The sequence below is a fragment of the Cupriavidus sp. 05N39 genome (assembly GCF_056397325.1).
This window is the reverse complement of sequence record NZ_JBFTNE010000001.1, coordinates 34,669-58,856: the sequence shown is the minus strand read 5'-3', so window position 1 is coordinate 58,856 and position 24,188 is coordinate 34,669. Positions and strand designations below refer to the sequence as shown.

Sequence of the window (24,188 nt, the reverse complement as noted above, 5' to 3'; positions counted from 1 at the left end):
CCGGCATCGCCGGGCATGCCTGCGCGGCCTGCCCAGGCTGGGATGCCGCAAGATCCAAAGTGTGAACAATTCTTAAAATTAGGACTCGTCCTATTAAGTAGCGTGAATTTCGTACTTGTCCCATATTTTTGGGATCGAAAATCGGACATCATATACATATTGCAAGCCCACCCACCTACACCGTTACAGGGGATGACTATTTAATCTGCAGAAAGGCGCCAAGGTTAATATGCGTAAATTTAATATAAGCGTTGTTCTGGCTGACGACACTCCATTGATGCTGAGTGGCCTGAAATGCGCGCTGAATTCAATTTCGAAGATATCCATCTTGGCTTCGTGTGAAACGTCGCAAGAACTATTTAATACACTATCCGACATCCAGTGTGATGTTGTTATTACGAATTACGCGATTCGCGGAAGCGAATCTGGCGATGGGCTGGCTTACCTCTCTCGTCTTCGGCGTCTTCACCCAAATGTGAAAATTGTCGTCCTGACGAGCTACAAGCAGCCCGCCATTATCAAGTCTGTATTGTCCCTTGGCGTCTCCGCAATTGTAGGGTGGCAAGACGATGCAGCAGAGATAATCACCGCAATTCTTGTCAGTTCATCTGGCGGCGAATATGTTTCTTCGCAGATCCGTGCGGCGTTATCTTGTTTTGAGTCCGATATCGAACAATCGCAACCGCTTTCTCCCCGCGAATCGGAGGTGATGCGCCTCTATATCTCCGGGATGACCGTCGGTGAAATCGCAGCCCTGCTCAAGAAGGGCAAGCAGACAATAAGCTGCCAGAAGATGAGCGCCATGCGAAAGCTCGGAATAAAGAGCAATGTCGATCTCATCAGATATGGCATTGACAGCAGTGTCGGCCAGCAGCATTGATGAATCGTAGTCGCAGAAGCCAATCATCATCTTCTGGCTGACTTCCCTGATACGGGGTCGCCCACGGTACCGGCTGTGAGCCACTCTGTACCGAGGCACGTCTCATAACAGAGTGCGTAGTCTCGACCATGCCTGAATGCAAAGCCATTCACTCGCAGCACCGCTGACTGGCTCCGCATATCAAGCGTTATTTGCAACCATTTTTTGCAACCTCCGAAAGGAAACCTAAATGAAAACGAAAATCCTGGCAATCACCCTGGCAACCGCTGGCCTGATGACCGCAGCCGGTTCGGCGCAAGCTGCCGATGGCACGATCAACTTCACCGGCAGCGTGATCGCTTCCACCTGCAAGATCAATGGCGGCACCAACGACCTGACCGTGGCGCTGCCGCGCGTGGGTACCAACACCCTGTCCAAGGCGGGCGCCACTGCCGGCCGTACGCCGTTCGTCCTCACGCTGACGGGCTGCAGCGTCGCCAAGGATGCACCCACCAAGGTCTCGGTTTCCTTCGAACCCGGCACGACCGTCAACGCCGACACGGGCCGTCTGAAGCTGCAAGGTACCGACGCCGCTACCAACGTGGAAATCGGCCTGCTGAACGATCAGTCCGCGCCGATCAAGGTGGGTGCAGCCAGCGCCGACCAGAACTCGCAGGTCGTGAACATCGATTCCACCAGCGGTGGCGCGAAGATGAGCTACGCCGCCGAATACACGGCGACCGGCGTGTCGACGGCGGGTACCGCGAACTCGTTCGTGCAATACACCCTGATGTATCCCTAAGCGCGAAGACGGATCCCTGATTTCCGGGGATTGATCGTACCAGCTTTGCAAGCCGCCCGACCCGAACGGGTCGGCGGCTTGCGACAGGAGGTATAACTCAAAGGACAGTCATATGAGACACAGCATTCCGAAGTTACTGACGGCGATGGCGATTGCGTCCGCATCGATTGTTTCCGCATCGATTGCGACATCGGCCAATGCCACGGTCGTCGTGTCTGGAACCCGCCTGATCTTTCCCGCGGAAGAGCGGGAGATGACCATCAAGCTCACGAACGATGGCAAGCTCCCTTCGCTGGTTCAGGCCTGGATCGATAAGGGAAACGGCAATGAAAATGAAACGCCGGACAAGATCGATGTGCCGTTCACGCTCACACCGACCATGTTCCGGGTCGAGCCAGGCAAAGGCCAGACCCTGCGTGTGATCCATACCAACGAGCCGATGGCGACTGACAAGGAAACGCTGTTTTGGCTCAACGTACTGGACGTTCCCCCGAAACCGAGCGCCGAAGATGAGCGCAACCTGCTCCAGGTCGCCTTTCGCACACGGATCAAACTGATGTACCGGCCGACCGGCTTGCCCGGCAAAGCCGAGGAAGCCCCCGCCCAGCTCAAATGGCAGCTCACCAGGGGCGCAAGCGATCAGCAGTATGTCTTGAAAACCGTCAACCCAACCCCTTATGTCGTCAGCCTCGGCAGCGTCCAGTTGAAGATGGGTGGGAAGACACTCGATGCCGGCATGGGCCATGTGCTGCCCGGCGCGTCGCAGACCTTCCCGGTCAAGGGGCTGGAATCGATGCCCACCACGGAAGCGACAGTCGAGTTCAGCAGCATCGACGATTGGGGCGGCAGCAGGAATGCCCAAATGCCCGTCGTCACCGACCTCCGGTAGTAGCCTGGCCGGTCAGCACGTCATCACCAGCCCCACTGCTGGGGCACCAGAAATCTCTCACAAGTAGCCGTTGCGCATCCGTGTGCCACGTACGCATGTCGGGCGGCAAGATCGGACCCTAGCTCTGATGTCGTGGTCCGATCCATGATCGCCTGAAGTTTTCCTCCCGGAGTGTTTTGTATGCCGCCGATTCAGCGTCCGAATTCCGATATTGGTCACATGCCGCAGCTGCGGCCAATATGCGCGTTGCTGCTGACCAGCCTGGCCGGCTGGCAGAGCAACGCGCACGCGGACGGCGGAACTCCGGAGGCGCTGCAGGTCGCGCAAGTCGAGTTCGAGGGCGGCTTTCTCAACAACAGCGCCGGCACCGTTGACCTGTCGAAGTTCCAGCGCGCCAATGTCGTCCAGCCGGGCACGTACAGTGTCGACCTCTATGTCGAGCAGAACTGGGTGGGGCGCGCGAGCGTTCCGTTCAAGGCCGTGCCCGGTACGGCGGATGCCCAGCCTTGCTTCAACGAAGCGCTGCTGAAGCAGGCCGGTGTCAATCTCGGCAAGTTGCCTCACCATGTGAAGGTCTCGCTCGCCGAGCCCGATGCATGCATTCGTCTCGGGCAAGCCATTCCGGACGCGAGCACCAGTTTCGATTTCAGCGAACAACGGCTCACGCTCAGCATTCCGCAGGTTTCGCTCGTGCGTAACCCGCGCGGGTACGTGAGCCCGGATCAATGGGATCAGGGCGTTCCCGTCGGGATGCTCGGCTACAACCTCAACGTCTACAGCACCAAGAACCAGGGCAGCAACACCCAGACACAGGGATATCTCGGCCTGAACACAGGCATCAACCTGGGGCCCTGGCATTTCCGTCACGACGGGTCGTACAACTGGGATGACAAAGGACGCCAGAAGTACCAGAACGTTGCAACCTATGTGCAGCGGAGTCTGCCGTCGCTGTCGTCGCAGCTCGTCATCGGCGAATCCTATACCTCGGGCGAGCTGTTCGATTCCACCCAGTTCCGCGGGGTGCGCGTCTACTCGGACGACCGGATGCTGCCGGATTCGTTGCGCGGCTACGCGCCGGTCGTGCGCGGCGTGGCCAAGAGCAACGCGCGGGTCACGATTTCGCAGAACGGCGTCAAGCTCTACGAAACCACGGTCGCACCGGGCGCGTTCGAAATCGACGATCTTTACCCGACCGGGTACGGCGGCGACCTGAACGTTTCCGTCACGGAAGCGGACGGCGTCGTGCATTCGTTCTCCGTGCCGTACGCGGCGGTGCCGCTTTCGCTGCGTCCCGGCACCAACCGCTACAGCGTGGTGGCGGGAACGGTGCGCAATCAGCAGAGCTCGAAGAATCCCCTCTTCACCCAGGCCACCTGGCAGCGCGGCTTCACCAACCTGCTGACCGGCTATGGCGGTATCACCGTGGCCGAAGGCTACGTGTCCGTGATGGGCGGCGGCGTGCTGAACACCTCGTTCGGCGCAATGGGGGCCGACATCACGCAGGCACGCACCTTGATTCCGGGCGTGAAGCGGTTCGACGGCTCCAGTGTGCGGGTGAGCTATGCGAAGAACGTGGTGCAAACCGGCACCAACGTTTCGATTGCGGCTTACCGCTATTCGACAGCCGGGTATTTCGGCCTCAATGACGCCATGCTCGCACGCGAGCAGGCCGAACGCGGCAACTCGATCGACACGGTATGGCGGCAGCGCAATCGCGCATCGCTGACGCTCAACCAGCGCCTAGGCGAGCGCGGCGGTAACCTCAGCGCGACCGCCTCCACGGCAACGTACTGGAACCGCAGCGGTTCGGACGTGAATTATTCGGTGGGCTACAGCAATGCCTACAAGAATATTTCCTACAGCGTTTCGGCAACGCGCCAGCGCAGCCCGAGCGGCGGCATGAGCACGCAGTACTACGTCGGCGTGACGATTCCGCTGGGCCGCAAGACCCCCGTGACGGTGTCGGGCAACATGGTGCACGACAGCAACGGGAGAACCCAGCTGCAATCGTCGCTCTCCGGTTCGGCCGGCCTGGACAACAATTTCTCCTACGGCCTGAACGCCAATCACTCGTCCGGAGACGGCAGCTCGACGACCAATGGCGGCGCCAACGTGATGTATCGCGCGCCGGTCGCCGAGCTCAGCGCCAGTGTCAGCGGCGGCGCGGATTACCAGCAGGCCTCCGTGTCGGCGCGCGGCGCCATGGTCGCGCATAGCGGCGGGATCACGCTGTCGCAGCCGCTGTCGGAGACGTTCGCGATCATCGAAGCGCCGGAAGCGGCCGGTGCGCGCGTGACCAATGCATCGGGCGTGCGGGTGGACAGCCGGGGCTACGCGATCGTGCCGTACCTCACGCCGTTCAATATGAACATGATCGAGCTGGATCCGAAGGGCTTGTCGACCGACGTCGAGCTCAAGGAGACCAGCCAGCGCGTAGCGCCGCTGGCGGGATCCGTCCCGCTGCTGAAATTTGCCACGGAGTCCGGGCGTTCCGCCCTGATCCGGTCCCGGCGGCCGGACGGCTCGCCGCTGCCCTTTGGCGCAACCGTGCTCAACGAGCAAGGGAAAGAGGTCGGCTCGGTCGGCCAGATGGGCAAGATCTTCGCGCGCGGCCTGGAGTCGCAGGGCGAGCTGACCGTCAAATGGGGCAAGGACAAATCGGCGGTGTGCCATGTCCCCTACAAGCTGCCGGAGCGGAAGAAGCAGAAGGGGCTGCAGCCGCTGCAGCGCATCGATGCGGCATGCGCGGACGGAGCAGAAAAGCCGTCCTATGCGGTGAACCGGCCGAATCGCTAAGAAAGAGGTTTGGATGTGCAGGACGCTGCGCGATGTGGGGGCTACGCGCGCAGCGAGATCTTAGGGATCCATCAATATTCAAAGACATACGATATCGACCCTGATGAATTGGTGGAATTGGCCTCGCTGGGCCGCATCTGCATTTGATGCAGCGCGAAAAAATTAAATTAGCAATTAAAAAACCAATTGCGAAATACAAACAACATATCACGTTGGAACAGCGATGAAAAATCTTACCAGCTATATCAATAAACATATCAATAGCCATATCAATATACCGATCTTGCGTCGGTATTTGATGGCATGCCTTGGCACCCTGACGCTAGGTGCGACACTTCTGCCAAACTCCGCGCACGCCGCCTCCTGCAGGACAAACCCCTCTGGCTACCTGATCCGTCCCTCCTATCCAAGTTCCATCAGTACTTCGCGAGATGCTGTCGTCCCGGGCATTTTGCTGCCGTCAAGTGCAATGGGAGCGGAAATAACTGGCTGGTTTAAGGGTTGTACCGTAGATACGCTAACGTCGACGCCCCTGGGAATTTTGGTCCCCGGCGTTACGTTCCGAAAGGGGGAATTCACCTATCCCGTTTATGAAACGGGAATTCCCGGCATCGGCTACGCAATGGAGGCGATCCGAGGCAATTGGGCGCCTCTGTCTAATTTAAGGCCCGTAGGCCCGGGACCTACGGTACTCCTTCCAAACGTCATTACGGAAACGGATCCCACTCACAGAGTGTACCTGGTCGCGACCGGTTCGCTTGTCACCGGCACCTACAGCGTTCCTTCGCAAAGGATAGCGCAATTGCGGGCGACGACCCAAGGGGTCCCAGTCGACTTCGACCCTCCGTTGTACGCACAGTTGGGGCCGCTGAATATCAATGTGACGGCACGGGCGTGCGCTGTGACCTCCGGCGCGAACAATGCTGTCACGATGCCCACCTTGCTGGTACATAGCCTGAAAACGGTCGGCGCCGTGTCGGATGCATCGGCCTCTTTCTCCATCGCGGTGAAATGCGACGCCAACCTGGGGTTGTACGCGACGGTCACTGATGCCTCCGATCCTACCAATACCAGCAATACGCTGACGTTAGCCAGCAATTCCACCGCATCCGGCGTGGGCATTCAGATGTTTCGGTCGGGCAAGACGACGCYGCTGTTGTTCGGCCCGGATTCGTCGAAAAAGGGAAACACCAACCAATGGTTCATCGGCAACGCGTCGGCTTCGGGCAGCACCTTCACCATTCCCATGGTTGCCAAGTATGTGAAGACCCTTCCGGTCATCAAGCCTGGCTCGGTCAGCGCGCGCAGCACGATTACGTTCTCGTATCAGTAGTGCAAACCAGATTTCGAAAGAGATGCGATGGATTTTTCGGCCGCACAGGCGGCCCGCACGGTGAGATGGAAACATGCACCCGATGACGTATTCCGATGTTCGGCTGGCATTGGAATACTTTGGTGGATCCACCGCGCATCTGGCAAAGGGATTTATTATGCTATTTAAAATGACTTCGCGCGCTCTAATCCTGGGCGTCATGTTTTTTTCTGAATCAGCGTTTGCTGATTGTTGGATCTCTACACCGACCAGTCAGGCACAGGCAAAACTTCCGCCCTCGCTCAGCACTGTTCGAGATTCGGTAGCCTCGGGGATTCAGTTTCCGTCATCGACTGCCGGATACGCCGGTCACAGTGTCAGCAGAACCAGCGATTGCAATTTCGATGAAATCATCGTAACGCCGCTCGGGAAAGTGGTTCCGGGTGCGACGTTTAAAGGCGAGAGGGGCAGCGCTGCTGTATTTGAAACCGGAATTCCCGGAATAGGTTATGCACTGGAAACGAAAAATGCCAACACGCCTTATGACCCTATTGGATCTGGGCCAACTGTACTTCCACCCGGCCCCCCCGGCTCTGGCGCTTGGGGTTACTACCACCGGGTGACTCTCGTCGTAACTGGTGCTATCGAAACGGGAACCTATAGTGTCCCGGCTAAAAACATCCTGACCATCAGCGCCATGCTGGGTGGAGCTGTCGTATCGAATACGCCGGCGGCAAGTATGGCCGCATTGAGCATTGCCGTTACGGCAAGAACATGCAAGATCACGTCCGKCGCGACCAACACGGTCGTTATGCCGCAGTTGGTGACGTATAGCCTGAAAGCGGTAGGCGATGTCTCTGCCGCCAAATCGACGCCGTTTTCGTTGGGACTCCAATGCGATGCGAACCTCAGTGTCTATGCAACGTTGACGGATGCGACCAATCCCGCGAATACCGGCAATGTCCTTAGCCTTGCAAAGAATTCGACGGCATCTGGCTTGGGTATTCAAATCATGAAGCAAGGCACGACCAGTCCATTGAATTTTGGGCCGGATTCATCGGCCAAAGGCAATACCAATCAGTGGCTGGTCGGTAAATCCGGGACATCCGCTAGTGTCATCAAGGTGCCCTTCGAAGCGCGCTATATCAAGACGGAAGAGACGATCAAGCCGGGTACCGTGAGTGCGCTCAGCACGATTACGTTCTCGTACCAGTAGCGCCAGCCGATTGCCTCGCACTTCATGCCATGCCCGGCCGCCCTCCCGGCTGGCCGTTAGCAAAACGTCATAAGGAGAATCAAGATGCCACGACAGCAACGCGTTGTTCAGAAGAGCGCCGTGCGGTGTCGCCGGGCAATACTTGGAATTGGCTGCACCGCAGCGTTTGCCCTTCCTGTTTCGGAGGCACTGGCGAGCTGCACGCTCGTCACCAGGGCCGGACCTGTCGAGTATCTCGAGGTCAGGCTCCCCGCCTGGTCGCCCTCCTCGTTTGACCCCACGGTTCCAGACGGGACGGTTCTTTTTTCCGAAGAGGGGAYGGCAACCGGGCCCAGTGGCGACCTTAACTGTACATCCCTGATTGGCACGGTCAAATACGAGGGAAAAGGGGCTCCAGGGGCCTTTAATACTTATGCCACCGGTATTCCCGGTGTCGGTGTGCGCATCCAAGGAGGATGGCCCGGATGGTGGCCGCAACAGCCCTATTTCCCAAAGAACGCGAGCACGTTCGTGGGAGGCGGGGAGTTCAAGGTGGAACTGGTCAAGACCGGCCCGATCACGGTGGCCGGGTCAATGTCGGGGGAAATCGGCACGACTACCGCGGCCGATCACGGCTTCGTCGTCCGGCGTGTCTTCATCAACGGTTCGCTCCCCATCAGGCCGCAAATCCCCGCATGCAGGGTGATGACGCCGTCCATCTCGGTGCCGCTCGGCCAGATTCCGATCCGCGCGTTCAAGGGCGTTGGCACGACCACCGACGCGCAGCCGTTCGAGATTCGGCTGCAGTGCTCAGGGGGGACTCAAGGAACGTCCACGCGGATGTATTTCACGATGACGGACGGCACCAACTGGTCGAACCGAAGCAACCTGCTGTCCCTGTCGCGTGACTCCAAAGCAACTGGCGTCGGCATTCAGGTGCTGCGCGGCACCGATAACAGCCTGGTCAGTTATGGCCCCGACTCCTCACAGAGCAACAATCCGAACCAGTGGTTCATCGGGCAGTTCGGCAATGTCCCGGTGACGATCCCGTTCAAGGCGCGCTACATCCAGACCGCCTCTACTGTGACACCCGGAGAGGCAAAAGGCTACGCCACGTTCACGATGAGCTACCAGTAATTGCGCGGCAGGCGGGCACGCTGCCGCGCCCTCCCGATTTCCGATTTCCGGTTCGCAACAACTTCACAACGACTTAAGGACTTTCAGATGCATTCGTCGAACACATGGCAGTTGTGGCAGCTCGCATCGAAGGGCAGCGGGTACTGCGCGCTGGCTACCGCGTCCCTGGCAAGCCTGCCGCCACAAATGCAGGCAATGGCGCAAGGCATAGCGGCCAGCCTCGTGCCGCGCGACCGCTACTCCGCCCTCAAGACCGCGCTTTTGGTCCATGTCACATTGGAGCTAAGAGATGAAGAACGCCCCGAAGCTGAACGCAGTGCCGTCGGCCGCGCGTTGCACTATCTGTACGCGCCCTGGAGTTCGCGAGTGCCCAAGTATCGCCATGTCGACTACACCAATCCCGTTGGCTATCGAAAGTCCGTGGCACAGGGATCGGCTGGCAGGCCCGCTTGATCCGTCTGGTTGCGCAGCTTCAACAGTTTATTGCGACAGCGGTCGACAGATGGCGCTCCGGCGACGCCACTGGTGGCGATCGCGCGCGTGGCCGTCCCGGCAGCCGTGCCCCGGCCCTCTGCAACCTGGCTTCATCAGATCGGCGGAGTCGTTCCCGGCGGCCCCATCGAGCTGCCCGCCAGACGCCGACGACGAAATGCTCGTCTTCGTCTTCGTCCTACATTGCATCGCATTTTCTAACTTGTCCGATTGTGTTCTCTTCCTAGGACACTCAGAATATTCCTGCTTCGCTTACGACAGCAGCGACACAACACACAAGACACAGCGACTGCCACCGGGCCCACCAAGCGGCTTCGGCATCGGCGGCTGGCATTTCCGCAACAGATCCGCGTCCATGTTCCAGACATGGACGCGCAGCATTGGCAGCATGACATCCTTCCGTAAGATCGGCGGCGCAGCAGCACTGCTCCTGCTTCAGATCTCTCCCGGCATCGCACAGTCCCTGACACCGCACGCGGCGGCCGAGACCAGCGAAGCGACACGCCGACAGGCGCAGCAGGTCGACGAGGCGCTCACACGCGCCGCGGCCGCGGCGCCCGTCCTGTCCGGTGGCGAGACTTCCCCGCACGCGATACTCGCCTTTCCCGCCGAGTCGCCGTGCTTCGGCATCTCGCGCCTTGAATGGAAGAACGCCGAGGCGTTCGCATGGCTCGTGCGCGCCGTGCAGGTGCAGGACGTGTGCATCGGATCCGAAGGGATCACGCGCCTGCGCGACCATCTGCGCTACCAGCTTATCGAGCGCGGCTACCTCACCACGCAAGTGCTGATTGGCCAGCAAGACGTGCGCACCGGCACGCTGGTGATCGAACTCGTGCCCGGCCGCATCGGCAGCATCGCCGAAACCGGCGACGCCCCGGGCCGCCGCCAGGCGGCGATGCCGATGGCCGAAGGCGATGTGCTCAACCTGCGCGATCTCGACCAGACACTGGAGAACATCCGCACCGTGGCCGGCGACGCATCGGTACGGATGGAGCTATCGCCCGGCAAGGAATTTGGCCAGACCGATCTCGCCATTCACCATGCGCCCGAGGTGCGCCGCTGGCGGGCCATCGTCACCGCCGACAACTCCGGCATCGACGCGACCGGCAAGAACCAGCTCGGCGGCGTACTGGTGGTGGATTCACCCCTGGGACTGTACGACCAGCTCATCGCTACCTACAACAATGACGCGCACTTCGGCAACCATGCCGTCGGCTCCCGCTCGATGGGCCTGCAATGGACGGTGCCGTATGGATATGGCTCCTTCTGGCTGGGCGCGAACCAGTACGATTTCCTGCAGACGGTGGCCACGAATGCCGGCGGCCTGCCCTACACGGGCCGCACGCGCACGTTCGAGGTGGGCGCCAGCCGCGTGGCTTACCGTACCGGCACGATGAAGGGCACGGTGCGCGCCAAGCTGTCGCGGCGATCGGACGATGTCTGGCTCAGCGATTGGCCGATCGGTGTGCAGACGCGCGACATCACCGGCTACACCCTCAGCTACTCCCACTATCAACGCTTGAGCCGCATGACGTTCACTGGCGGGCTCGGCCTGCGCGGGAGCATTCCCGCGTGGTCGGCCAACAGCGGCTATGTGAGCGGAAGAACGCAATGGAACGGCCGCTACAGCATCCTCAGCGCCAACGCGAGCGTCGACGCGCCCTTCTCTCTCGGCGGGCAGCGCCTGGGCTATCGCGCCAGCGTGAATGCGCAGGCCGCGCCGAATGCGATTCCAGCAACCGAAATGCTTTCGATCGGCAGCCGGTATACCGTGCGCGGCTTCGATGGCTCGCGCACCCTGGTGGGGCAAAGCGGATGGGTGCTGCGCAATGAAATCGCGGTGGCGATCGGGCGCACCGGGCAGGAAGCCTATATCGCGGCCGACACGGGCGCCGTGGGCGGCAGCGTGACGCGCGAACTGGCCGGGCGAACACTCGTTGGCGCCGCGCTCGGGGTCCGGGGCGCATACGGCAGGCTCGGCTACGACGTGTCGGTCGGCAAGCCGGTGGCCAAGCCCGCCGGGTTCGAGGCCGCCCGGACGACCGTGGCCGTGCAGATATCCATCACGCTCTGAATCCCGCATTGAAATTGATCCACAACCTGAAGGAGGAAGCCAACCACAGCCATCACTGAATCTCCCAAGCCCTGACCCGGCATGCCTGCACCGAACCCGGCACGGATCTCCGTATGCCGGTGGCTGCCGTCTCTCCTTACTTACCATGGTCCAAACGATGAAAAAGACATCCATGATTACCCGCGCGCCCCGCTGCAGCACCCTGCTGCGCGCTCTGTTGCTGGCCGCCCCCGCGCTGCACGCCTCCGTCGCTTCCGCGCAGATCAGCGCTGCGCCCGGCGGTCCGGCTATCGGCTCGACGTCCAACGGCGTACCGCTCGTGCAGATCAACGCGCCGAACGCCGCCGGCGTATCGCACAACCAGTTCCAGAACTACAACGTGGGCGCCAATGGCCTGGTGCTCAACAACAGCGCCAACGGCGCCGCCACGCAGATCGGCGGCAATGTCGCGGGCAATGCCGCACTCGCCAATGGCGCCGCCGGCGTCATCCTGAACGAGGTGGTCGGCAACTCCCGCACCATGCTGAACGGCACGACGGAAATTGCCGGGCAGCGCGCCGCGCTGATCGTCGCCAACCCGAACGGCATCTCCGTCGATGGCGGCAGCGTGCTGAACGCCTCCCGCGTCACGCTGACCACGGGCACGCCGACGCTCACCAGCGGCGGCTCCGTGTCCGGCTTCACGGTGGCCGGCGGCGACATCGCCATCACCGGCAGGGGGTTCGATGCCAGCACGGTGGACAAGGTCGACCTGCTGTCGCGCTCCATGAAGATCGACGCGGCGGTCCGTGCCAAGGACCTGATCCGCGCCGTGGCGGGCCGCAACGATATCGCCTATGACGGCGACCGTATCGATGCCGAGCAAACCAAGGGGACCGATCACGTGCCCGTGCACGCGATCGACGTGGCCGCGCTCGGCGGCATGTACGCGAACGCCATTTCGCTGCGCAGCACCGAAGGTGGCGCCGGCGTGAACATCGCCGGCAAGGTGCAGGCGCTCACGGGCGACCTGAAGATCGAGAAGACCGGCCTGATCATCACGACGGCGGATCAGGGCGGTGGGAAGGTCAGCGACGACAAGGCCGGCGGCGAAACGGTCGGCACCGAAGTCGCGCCTGGCTTCGTCGTAGCCGAGAAGGCCACCGAGGACAAGATCAGCGTACGGGCCGGCGCGCAACTGCTGGCGGCGGGCGCCACCGATATCCGCTCGAACAGCGTGAACAATGCCGGCGCAATCAGCGGCAAATCCGGCGTCAAGTTCAAGTCGGCGGTGTTGTCCAATGACGGGACCATCTCGTCGGACGGTGACATCACGCTGAACACGGCCACGTTGCAGAACACGAAGACCATCAAGGCCGGCGGCGCGCTGTCGGCCGATACTTCCACCATGGGCAATGGCGCTGGCGGCACGATGGAATCGGAGCGGGACCTTTCGGTAAAGGCGGCAACCCTGACTARCGATGGCGTGATCCGCTCCAACACCGGGAACCTCAACGTAGATGGCACAGCCACCAATAACAAGGGTACGCTCGCCAGCGTGACCGGCACCACCAAGGTGAAGGCGACCACGTTTACGAACTCCGGCAAGATCACCGCGAGCCAGAATCTTTCGGTCAATACAACGACCGGCAGGAACGAAGGCACGCTGTCCAGCGAGCACGGCAACGTTGRCGTCTCCAGCCTCACGTTCGCCAACGTGGACCGCTTGTCCGCCAAGGAAGGCAAGGTGAAGGTGCAGTCGATGATCTATTCCAACTCCGGGACCATTGAGCAGGCCCCGCTGGTGGCGCAGGTCAAGCCCACGGAGCCGGCCAAGCCCGTGGAACCAGCGAAGCCGGTAGAGCAGGCCAAGCCCGTTGAGCCGACCAAGCCGGTAGAGCAGGCCAAGCCCGTTGAGCCGACCAAGCCGGTGGAGCAGGCCAAGCCCGTTGAGCCGACCAAGCCGGTGGAGCAGGTCAAGCCCGTTGAACCGGCCAAGCCGGTGGAGCAGGCCAAGCCCGTTGAACCGGCCAAGCCGGTGGAGCAGGCCAAGCCCGTTGCACCGACCAAGCCGGTAGAGCAGGCCAAGCCCGTGCAGCAAGCCAAGCCCGTGCAGGTCTGGCCCGGGCAGCAGGCCTGGCAGGCGCAGCAGGTCTGGCCGATGCAGCAGGTCTGGCCCGTGCAGCAGACCTGGGCCGTGCAGGCGCCCGTAGTCAACCCCTGGTGGCAAACGATGTACACCGGCTGGAATATGAATAGGGGCTGGTACTGAAGCGCTGAAGACATCCGGCCGCATTGTGCGGCCTGAATGAGCCAAGGCGAGGCGGGCGCCTTCCCGGCGCCCGCCTTTGGAATGGCGGCGAGCCCTTCCTATGTGATTCCTTATGTCGCCATTGCCGGTTGGTTATTCCCGCGTGGCATACATACTCAATACCTTCAGGCTTTCCCATGAACGAACGACTGCCTTGCACAGCTTGCAGCGAATTCATTCTTGCAGACACCGCAGCGAGAACCGGCGGCTTGTGCATGCCGTGTAAAGGCGGCTATCGGCAACAGATTGACGACGGCAGGAAGCGCCGTCAACTCGAGCGCCAATACGAGGAGAGCGCCGAGCGGAAATACCGGATCGACCTGGTCAGCCGTGTTCACGGCGAAGGTGGCGGATTTCAGTCCCTTGTGGCACGTGAGAGAACATATTTCGCCGTGATCTGCCTCATAGGCGAGGTTTATGGCGGCGGATTCCATCAGTTCTTCTCCAACAGCGCCGGAGAACTTTACGATTGCGCTTTCGATGGCCTCCTGGAGATGGAGGCGAGCCAGTCGCCGGCGCTCCTGCTGCGCGCCAAAGAGTTGCTCTTTGGGCAACAGGCTGTGCCTCTGGAGCGCAGACGCCGCAATGAACTGCTGCCCAACCTTGAGACGTTCGACACAACGGAACTTGATGCGCTGGAGAAGGATTTCTGGGCTGACCCGGATAAGCTTGGCGATCGATGTGCGCGGTTCGCACATCGGCATGGACTGTATTCGCGCGACTGAAGTGAATAACCGGGCAGCGGCCGGTCATTCCGGTTCGCCATACGCGCTATTGCCGCCCCGCATTTTCCATTATTTTGCGCGCACTTTATCACCCGATGAGCTGATGAATGAGCGCACCACTCGTTGCACCTTGTGCGTTCGCACCCCATCAACATCGCGGCGATGGATCAGAAAGGTACCGGGCCGGTGTGATTGAGCTGGCGATAGGCAAATTGCAGACTCCAGGGCGCGTAAACGTAGTGCAGCGCTCGCCCCACAGCTGTGCCGGCGGCTTGCGGGCGGCCCTCATCGCCCACCTTATCGCCCAACTCCAGCGTGACATGGACCAATAGCGCTGCCTTGACGTCGGAGTATCGGTCGCGTGGCAAGAGCCTGGCTGCGATGTTCTGGGCAATGTCCTGCTTTTGCGGCGGCAGGCTTGCCAGGGACACGGTGGCCAACGCGCAGTATCCGCTGCCCTTCAAGGCAAGCTGCCACAATTGCCATTTTCTTGAGGCATTCATCTTCATCTTCATTTGAGAGTCCTTATGTCTTCAAGTCGTTGTCAGCGGGGGCGGCGGGGCAGACCGAACCGAAACCGGCCGACGCTACGGATACGAGAACGTAATCGTGCTGCGCGGGCTAACCGTGGCTGGCTTGATGGTCGGTTCGGTCTTCACGTATTTTGCAGCCAGGGGAATGTTGAGGTTGCCCCGCCGACGCCGACGAGCGGCCGACATGCCATGGGTTGGTGTTTCCCTTAGCCGCCGGATCCGGCAAGGCGGGCAACACGATGGCATTGCTCGCTCCGGATGTCACCTTGATCGTCCCTGGGGCTGAAAGATGGAGGCTATTTTCGCTGCGCCGCTTGCCGTCTGCATCCCGCGGCCTTACGACGGCCATAGTCTGCAGCGGAATGGTGCAAATGCCGGCGACAGGGTGTCCTGAAGCAATCAGGATATCGAAATTGCAGGTCGTTCAGAATAGGACGAGTACTAAAATGCGTGCCGTCGACGAGGATACGCTTCGTCGCTGGCGTATCGCGGGCAGGTCGATGCCACGGTCGGTGAGCATCATGGTGTCTCCTTGCCATGCGGTGAGGATTCGCGCGGCCTTCCCCGGAGCTTGGTGAGAAACCCCAAAAAAAAGCCCAGGCTGTCAAGGGGAGAACAGCCTGGGGTGCGAGCGCGGGCAGGAGGGGGTCACCCACTATGCAAAGGTGGATCGGCACACGCGGGCGTGCYGACCGACGAAGTCTAACGAGACTTCATCGTGCAGGGAATCGGATAAGTCCGAAATCGCAGGGGCATTCGGCGAAAATATTCAGCGCGCCGTGGCGGCGCCAACCGGGCTGATGGTGAGCGGCCAGACCAGCGCGGTGATGTGTGTGGTCGCGATGTGGGAGAGCGTTGCGGCGGCGCGGCCGGCATGCCGTGGCGGACGGGACGACGGTGGCCTGGGCGGAGCACGCCCGGGCCACGCCTGCGGCGCTCAGTGCTCGAACATGATCACCGAGCGTGCCAGTTCACCCCGGCGCAGTTCGTCGAACGCTTCGTTGATGTTTTCCAGCGGCATGCGGCGCGAGATCAGCTCGTCCAGCTTGAGCTTGCCCGACAGGTAGAAATCCACCAGGCGCGGCATATCCACCGGGAAGCGGTTGGAGCCCATCATCGAGCCCTGGATGCGCTTTTCAGCCAGGAAGTCGGTGCCCTTGATCTCGATCTTCACGCCCGGCGCGATCATGCCGATCACCGTGGCGGTGCCGCCGCGCCGCAGCATGGAGAAAGCCTGCTCGGCGGTCTGCTTCAGGCCGATGGCTTCGAAAGCGTGATGCACGCCGCCGCGCGTGAGTTCGCGCACGGCTTCCACCGCGTCCACGTCGGCGGCGTTGATCACATCGGTTGCGCCGAATTTTCTGGCCAGCTCCAGCTTGCCGGGCACGCGGTCGATGGCGATGATGCGGCCGGCGCCGGCAATGGCGGCGCCGTTGATGGTCGCCAGGCCGATGCCGCCGCAGCCGATCACCGCCACGGTTTCGCCGGGGCTCACGCGCGCGGTGTGCACCACGGCGCCGACGCCAGTGGTCACGGCGCAGCCGATCAGCGCCGCGCGGTCCAGCGGCATCTCGCGGCGGATCGCCACCAGCGCGTGCTCGTGGATCAGCATCTGCTCGGCGAACGCCGACAGGTTCAGGAACTGGTTCATCGGCGCGCCCTTGGCCAGCAGGCGCGGCTCCTCGCCTTCGCGGCGCCTGGTGTCCGGCTCGACGCACAGCGACAGGTGCCCCGTCAGGCAGTGTTCGCAATGGCCGCAATAGGCCGACAGGCAGGTGATCACATGATCGCCGGGCTTGACCGTGCGCACTTCCGAGCCCACCTGCTCCACCACCCCGGCGGCTTCATGGCCCAGCACCACCGGCATCGGAAAAGGATAGGCGCCGTCGAGAAAATGCAGGTCCGAATGGCAAACGCCCACCGCCGCCGTACGCAGCAGCACCTCGTGCGGCCCCGGCTTGCCGATGGCGACGTCTTCGATCACAAGCGGGGTCTTGGGATGATGCAGGACAGCGGCTTTCATAGGTCTCCTCGTTGTTCGATATCGTTCGACACAGTTCGCTACGATTCCCGTCCCCGGCAAGGGCGGCGGCACGGCTACCATACAACCGAAACGCGGTTCAGTGAAGCCATAAAACGGTTCCCTCCCTGGCCAAACGCTTAAGCATCAGGAATGCGGCGCCGCCTTGTCCTGCTGTGCAGGCGCGGGCTCGGCGCTGGCCGCCACCATTGCCGACGCCAGCGTCGCGTTCCGTTGCTGGTGGTACTTGCGCAGGATCTGCTGCGCGGTCGACAGCCTCGAGGCCACCGGCACCGGGAACCGCACCAGCACATCGAGCCGGTCCGCCGCCATGGCTTCGAACATCACGCGCGGCTCGAACTGCGAGAGATCGAGAAAGCGCGAGCCGCCGTATTCCTGCAGGCTGTGCCGGGCCTCGGCCAGGAACGGCGCGCACACTTGCTCGGTGATCGCGATCAGGTCGGCCTCGACACGGTCCGGGTCGCTTTTCTCGGGCAGCGGGATGCGCAGCGTGTCCAGCGTGTACTTGCCGGACTGCGAGTGGTTGCGCACGGCCACGGTCAGCAACATGCTGTTGGGAATCTGCACCGTGGAGCCGGTGAACTGGCGCGCGCCGGCGATCTCCACCAGCGTGGTGGTCAGCGCATCCATGTCCACCACTTCGCCCGAATGCGGGCCGATTTCCACGATGTCGCCAAGCTGGAAGGGGCGCGCCATCATGCGCAGGAAGGCGCCGAGGAAACACATCACCAGTTCCTTGCCACCGATCACCAGCGCCACCGCGAAGGCGGTCAGCGAGATCGCCACGCTCTTGAGTTCGGACACCCAGATACCCAGCAGCAGCAGGAACACCACCGCGGCAACCGCGTTGCGCGAGGCCACGGTCCAGGTGCGATAGCTGCCGCGATTGTCCTTGTCCCCTTGCTGGCGGGCCTGGAAGAAGCGGTTGATGAACTTCACGGCCAGCATGCCGGCCAGCACGATGCCGGCGCTCAGTGCGATGTGTAGGAGATAGCTGTCGTTGAAGGGCAGGTTCATGAGGTTCGGTCCGAATACCGCGAGGATGCAAACCCTCGATTCTAGCCATGCCGCAGTGCAACGAACGCAAAACCGGCCGCACGCGCCGCGCCGCCTTTCCCCACGCGGCGTTTTCTCTTATGATGCCGCCCAATGTACCGGCCGGTGAATGTATTCCATGTATCCCCGTTTGCCCAGGCCGGGCACGGCCGGATGCGGACGACACCGGTGAATGCGGGCGCGTCCGGCCCGGGCGCCCCAATCCTTTTCTTCTCTATGACCCGCCAGCCATCCACTCCCCACGCTCCGCCGCCCGCCCTGCGCCGCACCCTGCGCGCGCGCCATCTCACCATGATCGCCATCGGCGGCTCGATCGGCACGGGGTTGTTCGTGGCCTCGGGCGCCACCATCGCGCAAGCCGGGCCGGGCGGCGCGCTGGTGGCCTATGTGCTGATCGGGGCCATGGTGTATTTCCTGATGACCAGCCTGGGCGAACTGGCTGCGTATATGCCGGTGTCGGGCTCGTTCGCCACCTACGGCGCGCTGTATGTCGATGAAGGATTCGGCTTCGCGCTGGGCTGGAACTACTGGTACAACTGGGCGGTGACCATCGCCGTGGAGCTGGCGGCGGCGCAACTGGTGATGCAGTACTGGTTCCCCGACACGCCCGGCTTGCTGTGGAGCGCGTTGTTTCTCGGATTGATGTTCCTGCTCAACGCCATCTCCGTGCGGGGCTTCGGCGAGGCCGAGTACTGGTTCGCGCTGGTCAAGGTGGTGACGGTGGTCGCCTTTATCGTCATTGGCGTGCTGATGATCTTCGGCATCCTGCGCGGCGATACGGGCGGGGTGCCGGCGGGACTGGTGAACCTGACCGCGGGCGACGCGCCCTTCGTCGGCGGCCTGCCGGCGATGATCGGCGTGGCCATGATCGCCGGTTTTTCCTTCCAGGGGACCGAGCTGATCGGCGTGGCCGCCGGCGAATCGGCCGATCCCGCCAAGAACATCCCGCGCGCCGTGAGGCAGGTGTTCTGGCGCATCCTGCTGTTCTATGTGCTGGCGATCCTGATCATTGGCATCCTGATTCCCTACACCGATCCCAGCCTGCTCAAGAGCGATGTGGAAACGGTTGGCGTAAGCCCGTTTACGCTGGTGTTCCGCCATGCGGGACTAGCATTCGCCGCCGGCGTGATGAACGCGGTGATCCTGACGGCGGTGCTGTCCGCCGGCAACTCCGGCATGTACGCCTCCACCCGCATGCTCTACAACCTGGCGACCGAGGGCCGCGCGCCGCGCCTCTTCGCCCGCCTGACGCGCAACGGCGTGCCGATGGCGGCGCTGCTGGCTACCACCGCGGTGGGCGCGCTGTGCTTCCTGACCTCGATGTTCGAGAGCAAGTCGGTCTACCTGTGGCTGCTCAACCTGTCGGGCATGACGGGCTTTATCGCCTGGCTCGGCATTGCCATCAGCCACTACCGCTTCCGCCGCGGCTTCGTCGTGCAGGGCCTGGACCTGTCGCGCCTGCCCTATCGCTCGCCCTTCTTCCCGTACGGCCCGATCTTCGCGTTCGCGCTGTGCCTGATCGTCACGCTGGGGCAGAACTACCAGGCTTTCATGGACGGCAAGATCGACTGGGTGGCAGTGACCGCCACCTATGTCGGCATCCCCATCTTCCTGCTGATCTGGCTGGGCTACCGCATCTTGCGCAAGACGCGTTTCGTGCGCTATGCCGACATGAAATTCCCGCCGCTGCCGCCGGCGCGCAGCGAGGCAGGCGGCGCCGCCTTTCCCGCCACGGCGACGGGCGAATAAAGAGCAGTCCGCAGCAAGCAGTCAATCCTGAGAGCAAATAAGAAAACCAAAGCGCTGTACCACAACAACAAGGAGAGTTGATTTGAAACACGCGATCCGCAAGAGCCTGCTGGCCCTGGCCGCCGGCACCGCCCTGTCCGCGCACGCCGCGCCCACCCTGATCGAGTCCGTGCAGGGCTACACCCTGAAGAACGACCAGGTCGCCAGCTTCACCGGCCTGGTGTTCGACCAGGGCAAGGTGCTGGCCACCGGCGACGCCGCCGCGCTGCGCGCGCAATACCCGCAGGCCAAGCGCATCGACGGGCAGGGCAAGACCCTGCTGCCGGGCCTGATCGACGCCCACGGCCACGTGTTCCGCCTGGGCTTCAAGACCACCGAGATCTCGCTGTCGGGCACCAAGGACCTGGCTGAAGCACAAGGCATGATCCGCGCCTACGGCGACAAGAATCCGCAGCGCAAATGGCTGCTCGGCTACGGCTGGAACCAGGTCAACTGGAAGCTGGGCCGCTTCCCCACGGCGGCTGAGCTGGACGCCGCCGTATCGGACCGCCCGGTGCGCCTGGTGCGCGTGGACGGCCACGCCGCCTGGCTCAACACCAAGGCCATGCAGGCCGCCGGCATCACGCGCGACACCAAGGACCCGGCAGGCGGGCGCATCGAGCGCGACGCCAGCGGCAACCCCACCGGCGTGCTGGTCGACAAGGCGATGGCGCTGGTCAACAACGTGATCCCGCCGTATTCCGACGACGACCGCCGCGCCGCGCTGGCCGCCGCGCTGGCGCACATGAACGCGCTCGGCCTGACCGGCGCGGGCGACGCCGGCGTGACCGCGCAGGAAGACCGTATCTACCGCGAGTTCGCCGACCAGGGCAAGCTGACCACGCGCATCTACGGCATGATCCGCGACACCGGCGACGACTTCAAGGCGCTCTCCGCCAAGGGCCCGCTCTCCGGCTACGGCAACGACCGCTACTACCTGCGCGCGGTCAAGCTGTACGGCGATGGCGCGCTGGGCAGCCGAGGCGCCGCGCTGATGGCGCCGTACTCCGACGACCACGTGCACAGCGGCCTGCTGTTCATGAGCGACGCCGCCATGCAGGCCAGCGTCAAGATGGCCATCAAGGCCGGCTACCAAGTCAACGTCCACGCCATCGGCGACGCCACCAACCACCAGGTGCTGGACGCGATCGAAGTCGCCTACAAGGAAGTCGGCGGCCGCGAACTGCGCAACCGCATCGAGCACGCGCAAGTGGTGGCGCTGCCCGACATCCCGCGCTTCAAGCAGCTCGACCTGATCGCCTCGATGCAGCCCACCCATGCCACCAGCGACATGAACATGGCGGAAGACCGCATCGGCAAGGAACGCATCAAGGGCGCCTACGCCTGGCAGACCATGCTCAAGCAAGGCACCGTGATCGCCGGCGGCTCGGACTTCCCGGTGGAATCGGCCAACCCTTTCTACGGCCTGCACGCGGCGGTGACGCGTACCGACCACGAAGGACGCCCGATCAAGGGCTGGCATCCGGAAGAGGCCATGACGCTGACCCAGGCCTTTCGCGCCTTCACACTGGACGCCGCCTACGCGGAGCACCAGGAGAAGACGCTGGGGTCGCTGGAGCCGGGCAAGTGGGCCGACTTCATCCTGGTCGACCAGGACCTGTTCAAGGTGGCGCCGGCCGAGATCTGGAAGACCCGCGTGACGCAGACGTGGGTGGCGGGCGAGCGGGTGTACGCGCAAGGCGAAAGGCAGTAAGCGTTACGTAGCGCCACAGGGGCCGGCGCTGCCGGCTCCGCGTGGCGGCAAGCAGCAGCACCGCCACGCTTTCAATCCCCACGCAGATGAAGAAGTAAAGCAGCGCCACCGCGGCAAACACCTGCGCCGCATACCCCACGCTGCGCCCGTTGACCTGCGTCGCCACGGTAGACAATTCCACCACGCCCACGATATAGGCCAKCGACGTATCCTTGGCCAGCGACACCCAGACATTGCCCAGCGACGGCAGCATGGCGCGCAGCGTGCGCGGCAGCACCACCAGCCACAGCGCCTGCAACGGCGTCATCCCGAGCGCCAGCGCCGCATTGCGCTGGCCCTGCCCGATCGCGGCGAAGCCGGCTTCCATCACCTGCGCGATGTAGGCCGCGCCGATCAGTGCGAGCGCCAGCACCACGGTCTGCACCTCGCCCACATGGACGCCGGCCAGCATCGGCAGCAGGAAGTAAGCCCAGAAGATCAGCATCAGCACGGGGATCGCCCGCAGGCCGGCCAGCAGCGCACGTATCGCGCGCGCCAGCGGCGCTGGCGCCTGGTCCAGCAGCACGGCAACGCCGATGCCCAGCACGGTGGCACCGGCGCAGGCCAGCACCGCCATCCACAAGGTCAGCGCGGCGCCCGCCAAGGGGCCGTCCGGAAAGGCGCCCGAGAGCAGGTAAGGCAACTGCCCGAGCACCACGGCCCAGCCGGAGATCGCGTGATCAGGCACGTGCCGCCTCCGTCCATCCCAGCCACCGCAGCAGCAGCGGCGCGGCCGCCTGCAACAGCAGAATCAGCGCCATGTATAGCAAGGTGGCCAGGCCAAACGCCTGGAAAGTCATCAGGCTGTCCGTCTCCACCTGCCGCGCGGCGTAGGACATCTCGGCAAAGCCGATCGCCATCGCCAGCGAAGTGTTCTTGATGGTCTGGCAGAACTGCCCCGCCATCGGGCGCGCGGCAATACGCAGCGCCTGCGGCAGCACCACGCGCCAGAACGCGGCGGCGGGCGTGAAGCCCAGCGCCAGCGCTGCCGCGCTTTGGCCCGCGGGCACATTGGCCAGCCCCGCCTCCAGCTCACGCGCATAGAAGGCGCTGGCATAGAGGCCGATGCCAACCAGGCTGGCGAGCGCTTCGAGCGAAGGCGCGGGCAGGTGCAAGCCACCCAGGTGGATGCCCCGCCAGCTGTAGAGAACGCCGATCGCGTCCTCGCCGAGCAGTTGTGCCGCACCGAAATACCAGAAGAACAACTGCACCAGCAATGGCGTGCGGCGCAGGAAGCCAACCGCGCCGCGCGCTGCCACGCGCAGCGGCGCCAGCGGGCTACGCGCGAGCGCCAGCCAGAATGCGGCAAGCACGCAGCCGAGCACGAACACCGCGAGAGACAGCGCTACCGTCAGGCCGAAGCCGGCGGCAATCCAGCCGACGTACCTGGCAGGCAGCGGCTGCAGCAGGATGGCTTGCATCCCCACGGCTAGCGTTGCCCGTCGGCAAGAGGCAACGCGCTCATTTCACCGCGCTGCCAATCGTGAAATCGCGCGCCAGCGGCGCCGCGCTCTTCGGGCCGAACCACTTGTCATAGATGCGCGCGGCGGTGCCATTCTTCTCCAGGTCCGCCAGGATGCGGTCGATCTCGGCCGTCAGGCGGTCCTCGCCCTTGGGAATGCCCACGCCCATGTATTCGCGCGTCAGCGTGAACGAAGAAATCTCGAACTGATCCTTGTTCGGCAGCGTAGCCAGCAGGGCACCCAGCTTCGCCCCGTCCTGCGCGAATGCCTGGATCGCGCCGCTGCGCAGCGCGGTCAGCGCCAGCGGGGAGTCGTCATAAGCGATCACGCGCGCGTCCGGATACTTCTGCCGCAGCGTGGTCTCCTGCGTGGTGCCCTTATCCACGCCCAGGCGCCACGCCCTGAGGTCATCCGGCTGCCTGAGCGTGCCCTTCTTCGCGATAAACTGCAGGCCGCTGGCGAAATACGGGGTAGAGAAGCCGATCTGCTGGCGGCGCTCATCCGTAATGGTGAAGTTCGCGGCAACGATATCCACCTTCTGCGAAGCCAGCAGCGGAATGCGGTTAGCCGGATTGGTAGCGCGGAACTCCGGCTTCACGCCCAGCCGTTTGGCGATCTCGGCGGCGTAGTCCACATCGAGGCCCACCGGCGTGGCGCTGCCCGCCTCGACAAAGCCGAACGGCGGGTTCGCATCGAACACGCCCACGCGGAGCACGCCGGCCTTCCTGATGTCATCGAGGCGGTCCGCCATGGCGGGGCTCGAAGCAAGCGCGGTGAGGCCGGTGAGCAGCGTCAAGGCAGCCTTGAACAGCGGCGAAGGGATACGCATGGGGAGTCTCGCTAAGGGTTGGATGGCGAGACAATAGCGGTGGGCACTCAGGCCGGGAACGAATGGTTTTGCAGATGGTTATGCCATCCCGGGAGCCCCATCGGCAGGCCTCCACCCAAGTTAAGCCTCAAAAGCCGCCATTGATCGACGCAAG

Annotated in this window: 19 protein-coding genes; 13 read left to right on the top strand and 6 right to left on the bottom strand. The window is 62.9% G+C overall.

Annotation, left to right across the window (positions count from 1 at the left end; all coding sequences use genetic code 11):
- Positions 1–229: 229 nt before the first annotated feature.
- The 11 genes from AC1DN0_RS00260 (at position 230) to AC1DN0_RS00210 (ending at position 14,571) form a co-directional block, all read left to right on the top strand.
- On the top strand, positions 230–880 hold the full coding sequence (locus AC1DN0_RS00260; RefSeq protein ID WP_441634346.1) for a response regulator: 651 nt from the start codon (positions 230–232) through the stop codon (positions 878–880).
- Positions 881–1,109: 229 nt separating this feature from the next.
- Positions 1,110–1,661 carry a fimbrial protein gene (locus tag AC1DN0_RS00255; RefSeq protein ID WP_441634348.1) on the top strand — a complete coding sequence of 184 codons (552 nt, stop codon included), beginning with the start codon at positions 1,110–1,112 and terminating at the stop codon, positions 1,659–1,661.
- A 112-nt stretch (positions 1,662–1,773) separates the two neighbouring features.
- Positions 1,774–2,550 (top strand): fimbria/pilus periplasmic chaperone, encoded by a 777-nt coding sequence (locus tag AC1DN0_RS00250; RefSeq protein WP_441634350.1) that lies wholly within the window; start codon positions 1,774–1,776, stop codon positions 2,548–2,550.
- 219 nt (positions 2,551–2,769) lie between these two features.
- Positions 2,770–5,346 (top strand): fimbria/pilus outer membrane usher protein, encoded by a 2,577-nt coding sequence (locus tag AC1DN0_RS00245; RefSeq protein ID WP_441634352.1) that lies wholly within the window; start codon positions 2,770–2,772, stop codon positions 5,344–5,346.
- A 733-nt stretch (positions 5,347–6,079) separates the two neighbouring features.
- Positions 6,080–6,679 (top strand): fimbrial protein, encoded by a 600-nt coding sequence (locus AC1DN0_RS00240; RefSeq protein ID WP_477145457.1) that lies wholly within the window; start codon positions 6,080–6,082, stop codon positions 6,677–6,679.
- Positions 6,680–6,761: 82 nt separating this feature from the next.
- Entirely contained in the window at positions 6,762–7,874 is a 1,113-nt protein-coding gene (locus AC1DN0_RS00235) for a fimbrial protein (protein ID WP_477145456.1), read from the top strand.
- Positions 7,875–7,958: 84 nt separating this feature from the next.
- The gene (locus AC1DN0_RS00230) at positions 7,959–8,990 is read left to right on the top strand and encodes a fimbrial protein (RefSeq protein ID WP_477145455.1); all 1,032 of its coding nucleotides are present in this window, start codon (positions 7,959–7,961) and stop codon (positions 8,988–8,990) included.
- Between the two features lie 87 nt (positions 8,991–9,077).
- Complete coding sequence (locus tag AC1DN0_RS00225; protein WP_441634360.1) at positions 9,078–9,443, top strand: hypothetical protein; 366 nt, start codon at positions 9,078–9,080, stop codon at positions 9,441–9,443.
- Between the two features lie 427 nt (positions 9,444–9,870).
- Positions 9,871–11,556, top strand: coding sequence for a ShlB/FhaC/HecB family hemolysin secretion/activation protein (locus tag AC1DN0_RS00220; protein ID WP_441634362.1), 1,686 nt, complete (start codon positions 9,871–9,873; stop codon positions 11,554–11,556).
- A gap of 157 nt (positions 11,557–11,713) precedes the next feature.
- The gene (locus AC1DN0_RS00215) at positions 11,714–13,807 is read left to right on the top strand and encodes a filamentous hemagglutinin N-terminal domain-containing protein (protein ID WP_477145454.1); all 2,094 of its coding nucleotides are present in this window, start codon (positions 11,714–11,716) and stop codon (positions 13,805–13,807) included.
- Between the two features lie 176 nt (positions 13,808–13,983).
- Positions 13,984–14,571 carry a DMP19 family protein gene (locus tag AC1DN0_RS00210; RefSeq protein WP_441634366.1) on the top strand — a complete coding sequence of 196 codons (588 nt, stop codon included), beginning with the start codon at positions 13,984–13,986 and terminating at the stop codon, positions 14,569–14,571.
- A gap of 167 nt (positions 14,572–14,738) precedes the next feature.
- On the opposite strand, the gene AC1DN0_RS00205 is transcribed toward AC1DN0_RS00210, so the two are convergent.
- From AC1DN0_RS00205 to AC1DN0_RS00195, 3 genes are all read right to left on the bottom strand, one after another.
- Positions 14,739–15,086 carry a hypothetical protein gene (locus tag AC1DN0_RS00205; protein WP_441634368.1) on the bottom strand — a complete coding sequence of 116 codons (348 nt, stop codon included), beginning with the start codon at positions 15,084–15,086 and terminating at the stop codon, positions 14,739–14,741.
- Between the two features lie 955 nt (positions 15,087–16,041).
- Positions 16,042–17,127: a Zn-dependent alcohol dehydrogenase gene (locus AC1DN0_RS00200; RefSeq protein ID WP_441634370.1), complete on the bottom strand. Its 1,086-nt coding sequence runs from the start codon at positions 17,125–17,127 to the stop codon at positions 16,042–16,044.
- A 144-nt stretch (positions 17,128–17,271) separates the two neighbouring features.
- Positions 17,272–18,162 (bottom strand): mechanosensitive ion channel family protein, encoded by an 891-nt coding sequence (locus AC1DN0_RS00195; RefSeq protein WP_441634372.1) that lies wholly within the window; start codon positions 18,160–18,162, stop codon positions 17,272–17,274.
- 255 nt (positions 18,163–18,417) lie between these two features.
- On the opposite strand from AC1DN0_RS00195, the gene AC1DN0_RS00190 reads away from it, so the two are divergent.
- Complete coding sequence (locus tag AC1DN0_RS00190) at positions 18,418–19,950, top strand: amino acid permease (RefSeq protein ID WP_441634374.1); 1,533 nt, start codon at positions 18,418–18,420, stop codon at positions 19,948–19,950.
- Between the two features lie 82 nt (positions 19,951–20,032).
- Positions 20,033–21,703, top strand: coding sequence for an amidohydrolase (locus AC1DN0_RS00185; protein WP_441634375.1), 1,671 nt, complete (start codon positions 20,033–20,035; stop codon positions 21,701–21,703).
- Here the strand turns inward: AC1DN0_RS00185 and AC1DN0_RS00180 are convergent.
- The 3 genes from AC1DN0_RS00180 to AC1DN0_RS00170 are packed head-to-tail and all read right to left on the bottom strand — an operon-like array spanning position 21,612 to position 24,034.
- Positions 21,612–22,430 (bottom strand): amino acid ABC transporter permease, encoded by an 819-nt coding sequence (locus AC1DN0_RS00180; protein ID WP_477145453.1) that lies wholly within the window; start codon positions 22,428–22,430, stop codon positions 21,612–21,614. The two genes, AC1DN0_RS00185 and AC1DN0_RS00180, sit on opposite strands and share 92 nt — an antisense overlap.
- Positions 22,423–23,163: an amino acid ABC transporter permease gene (locus tag AC1DN0_RS00175; protein ID WP_441634379.1), complete on the bottom strand. Its 741-nt coding sequence runs from the start codon at positions 23,161–23,163 to the stop codon at positions 22,423–22,425. The genes AC1DN0_RS00180 and AC1DN0_RS00175 overlap by 8 nt, the downstream gene beginning before the upstream one ends.
- Before the next feature lie 40 nt (positions 23,164–23,203).
- On the bottom strand, positions 23,204–24,034 hold the full coding sequence (locus tag AC1DN0_RS00170) for an ABC transporter substrate-binding protein (RefSeq protein ID WP_441634381.1): 831 nt from the start codon (positions 24,032–24,034) through the stop codon (positions 23,204–23,206).
- Between the last annotated feature and the right edge of the window lie 154 nt (positions 24,035–24,188).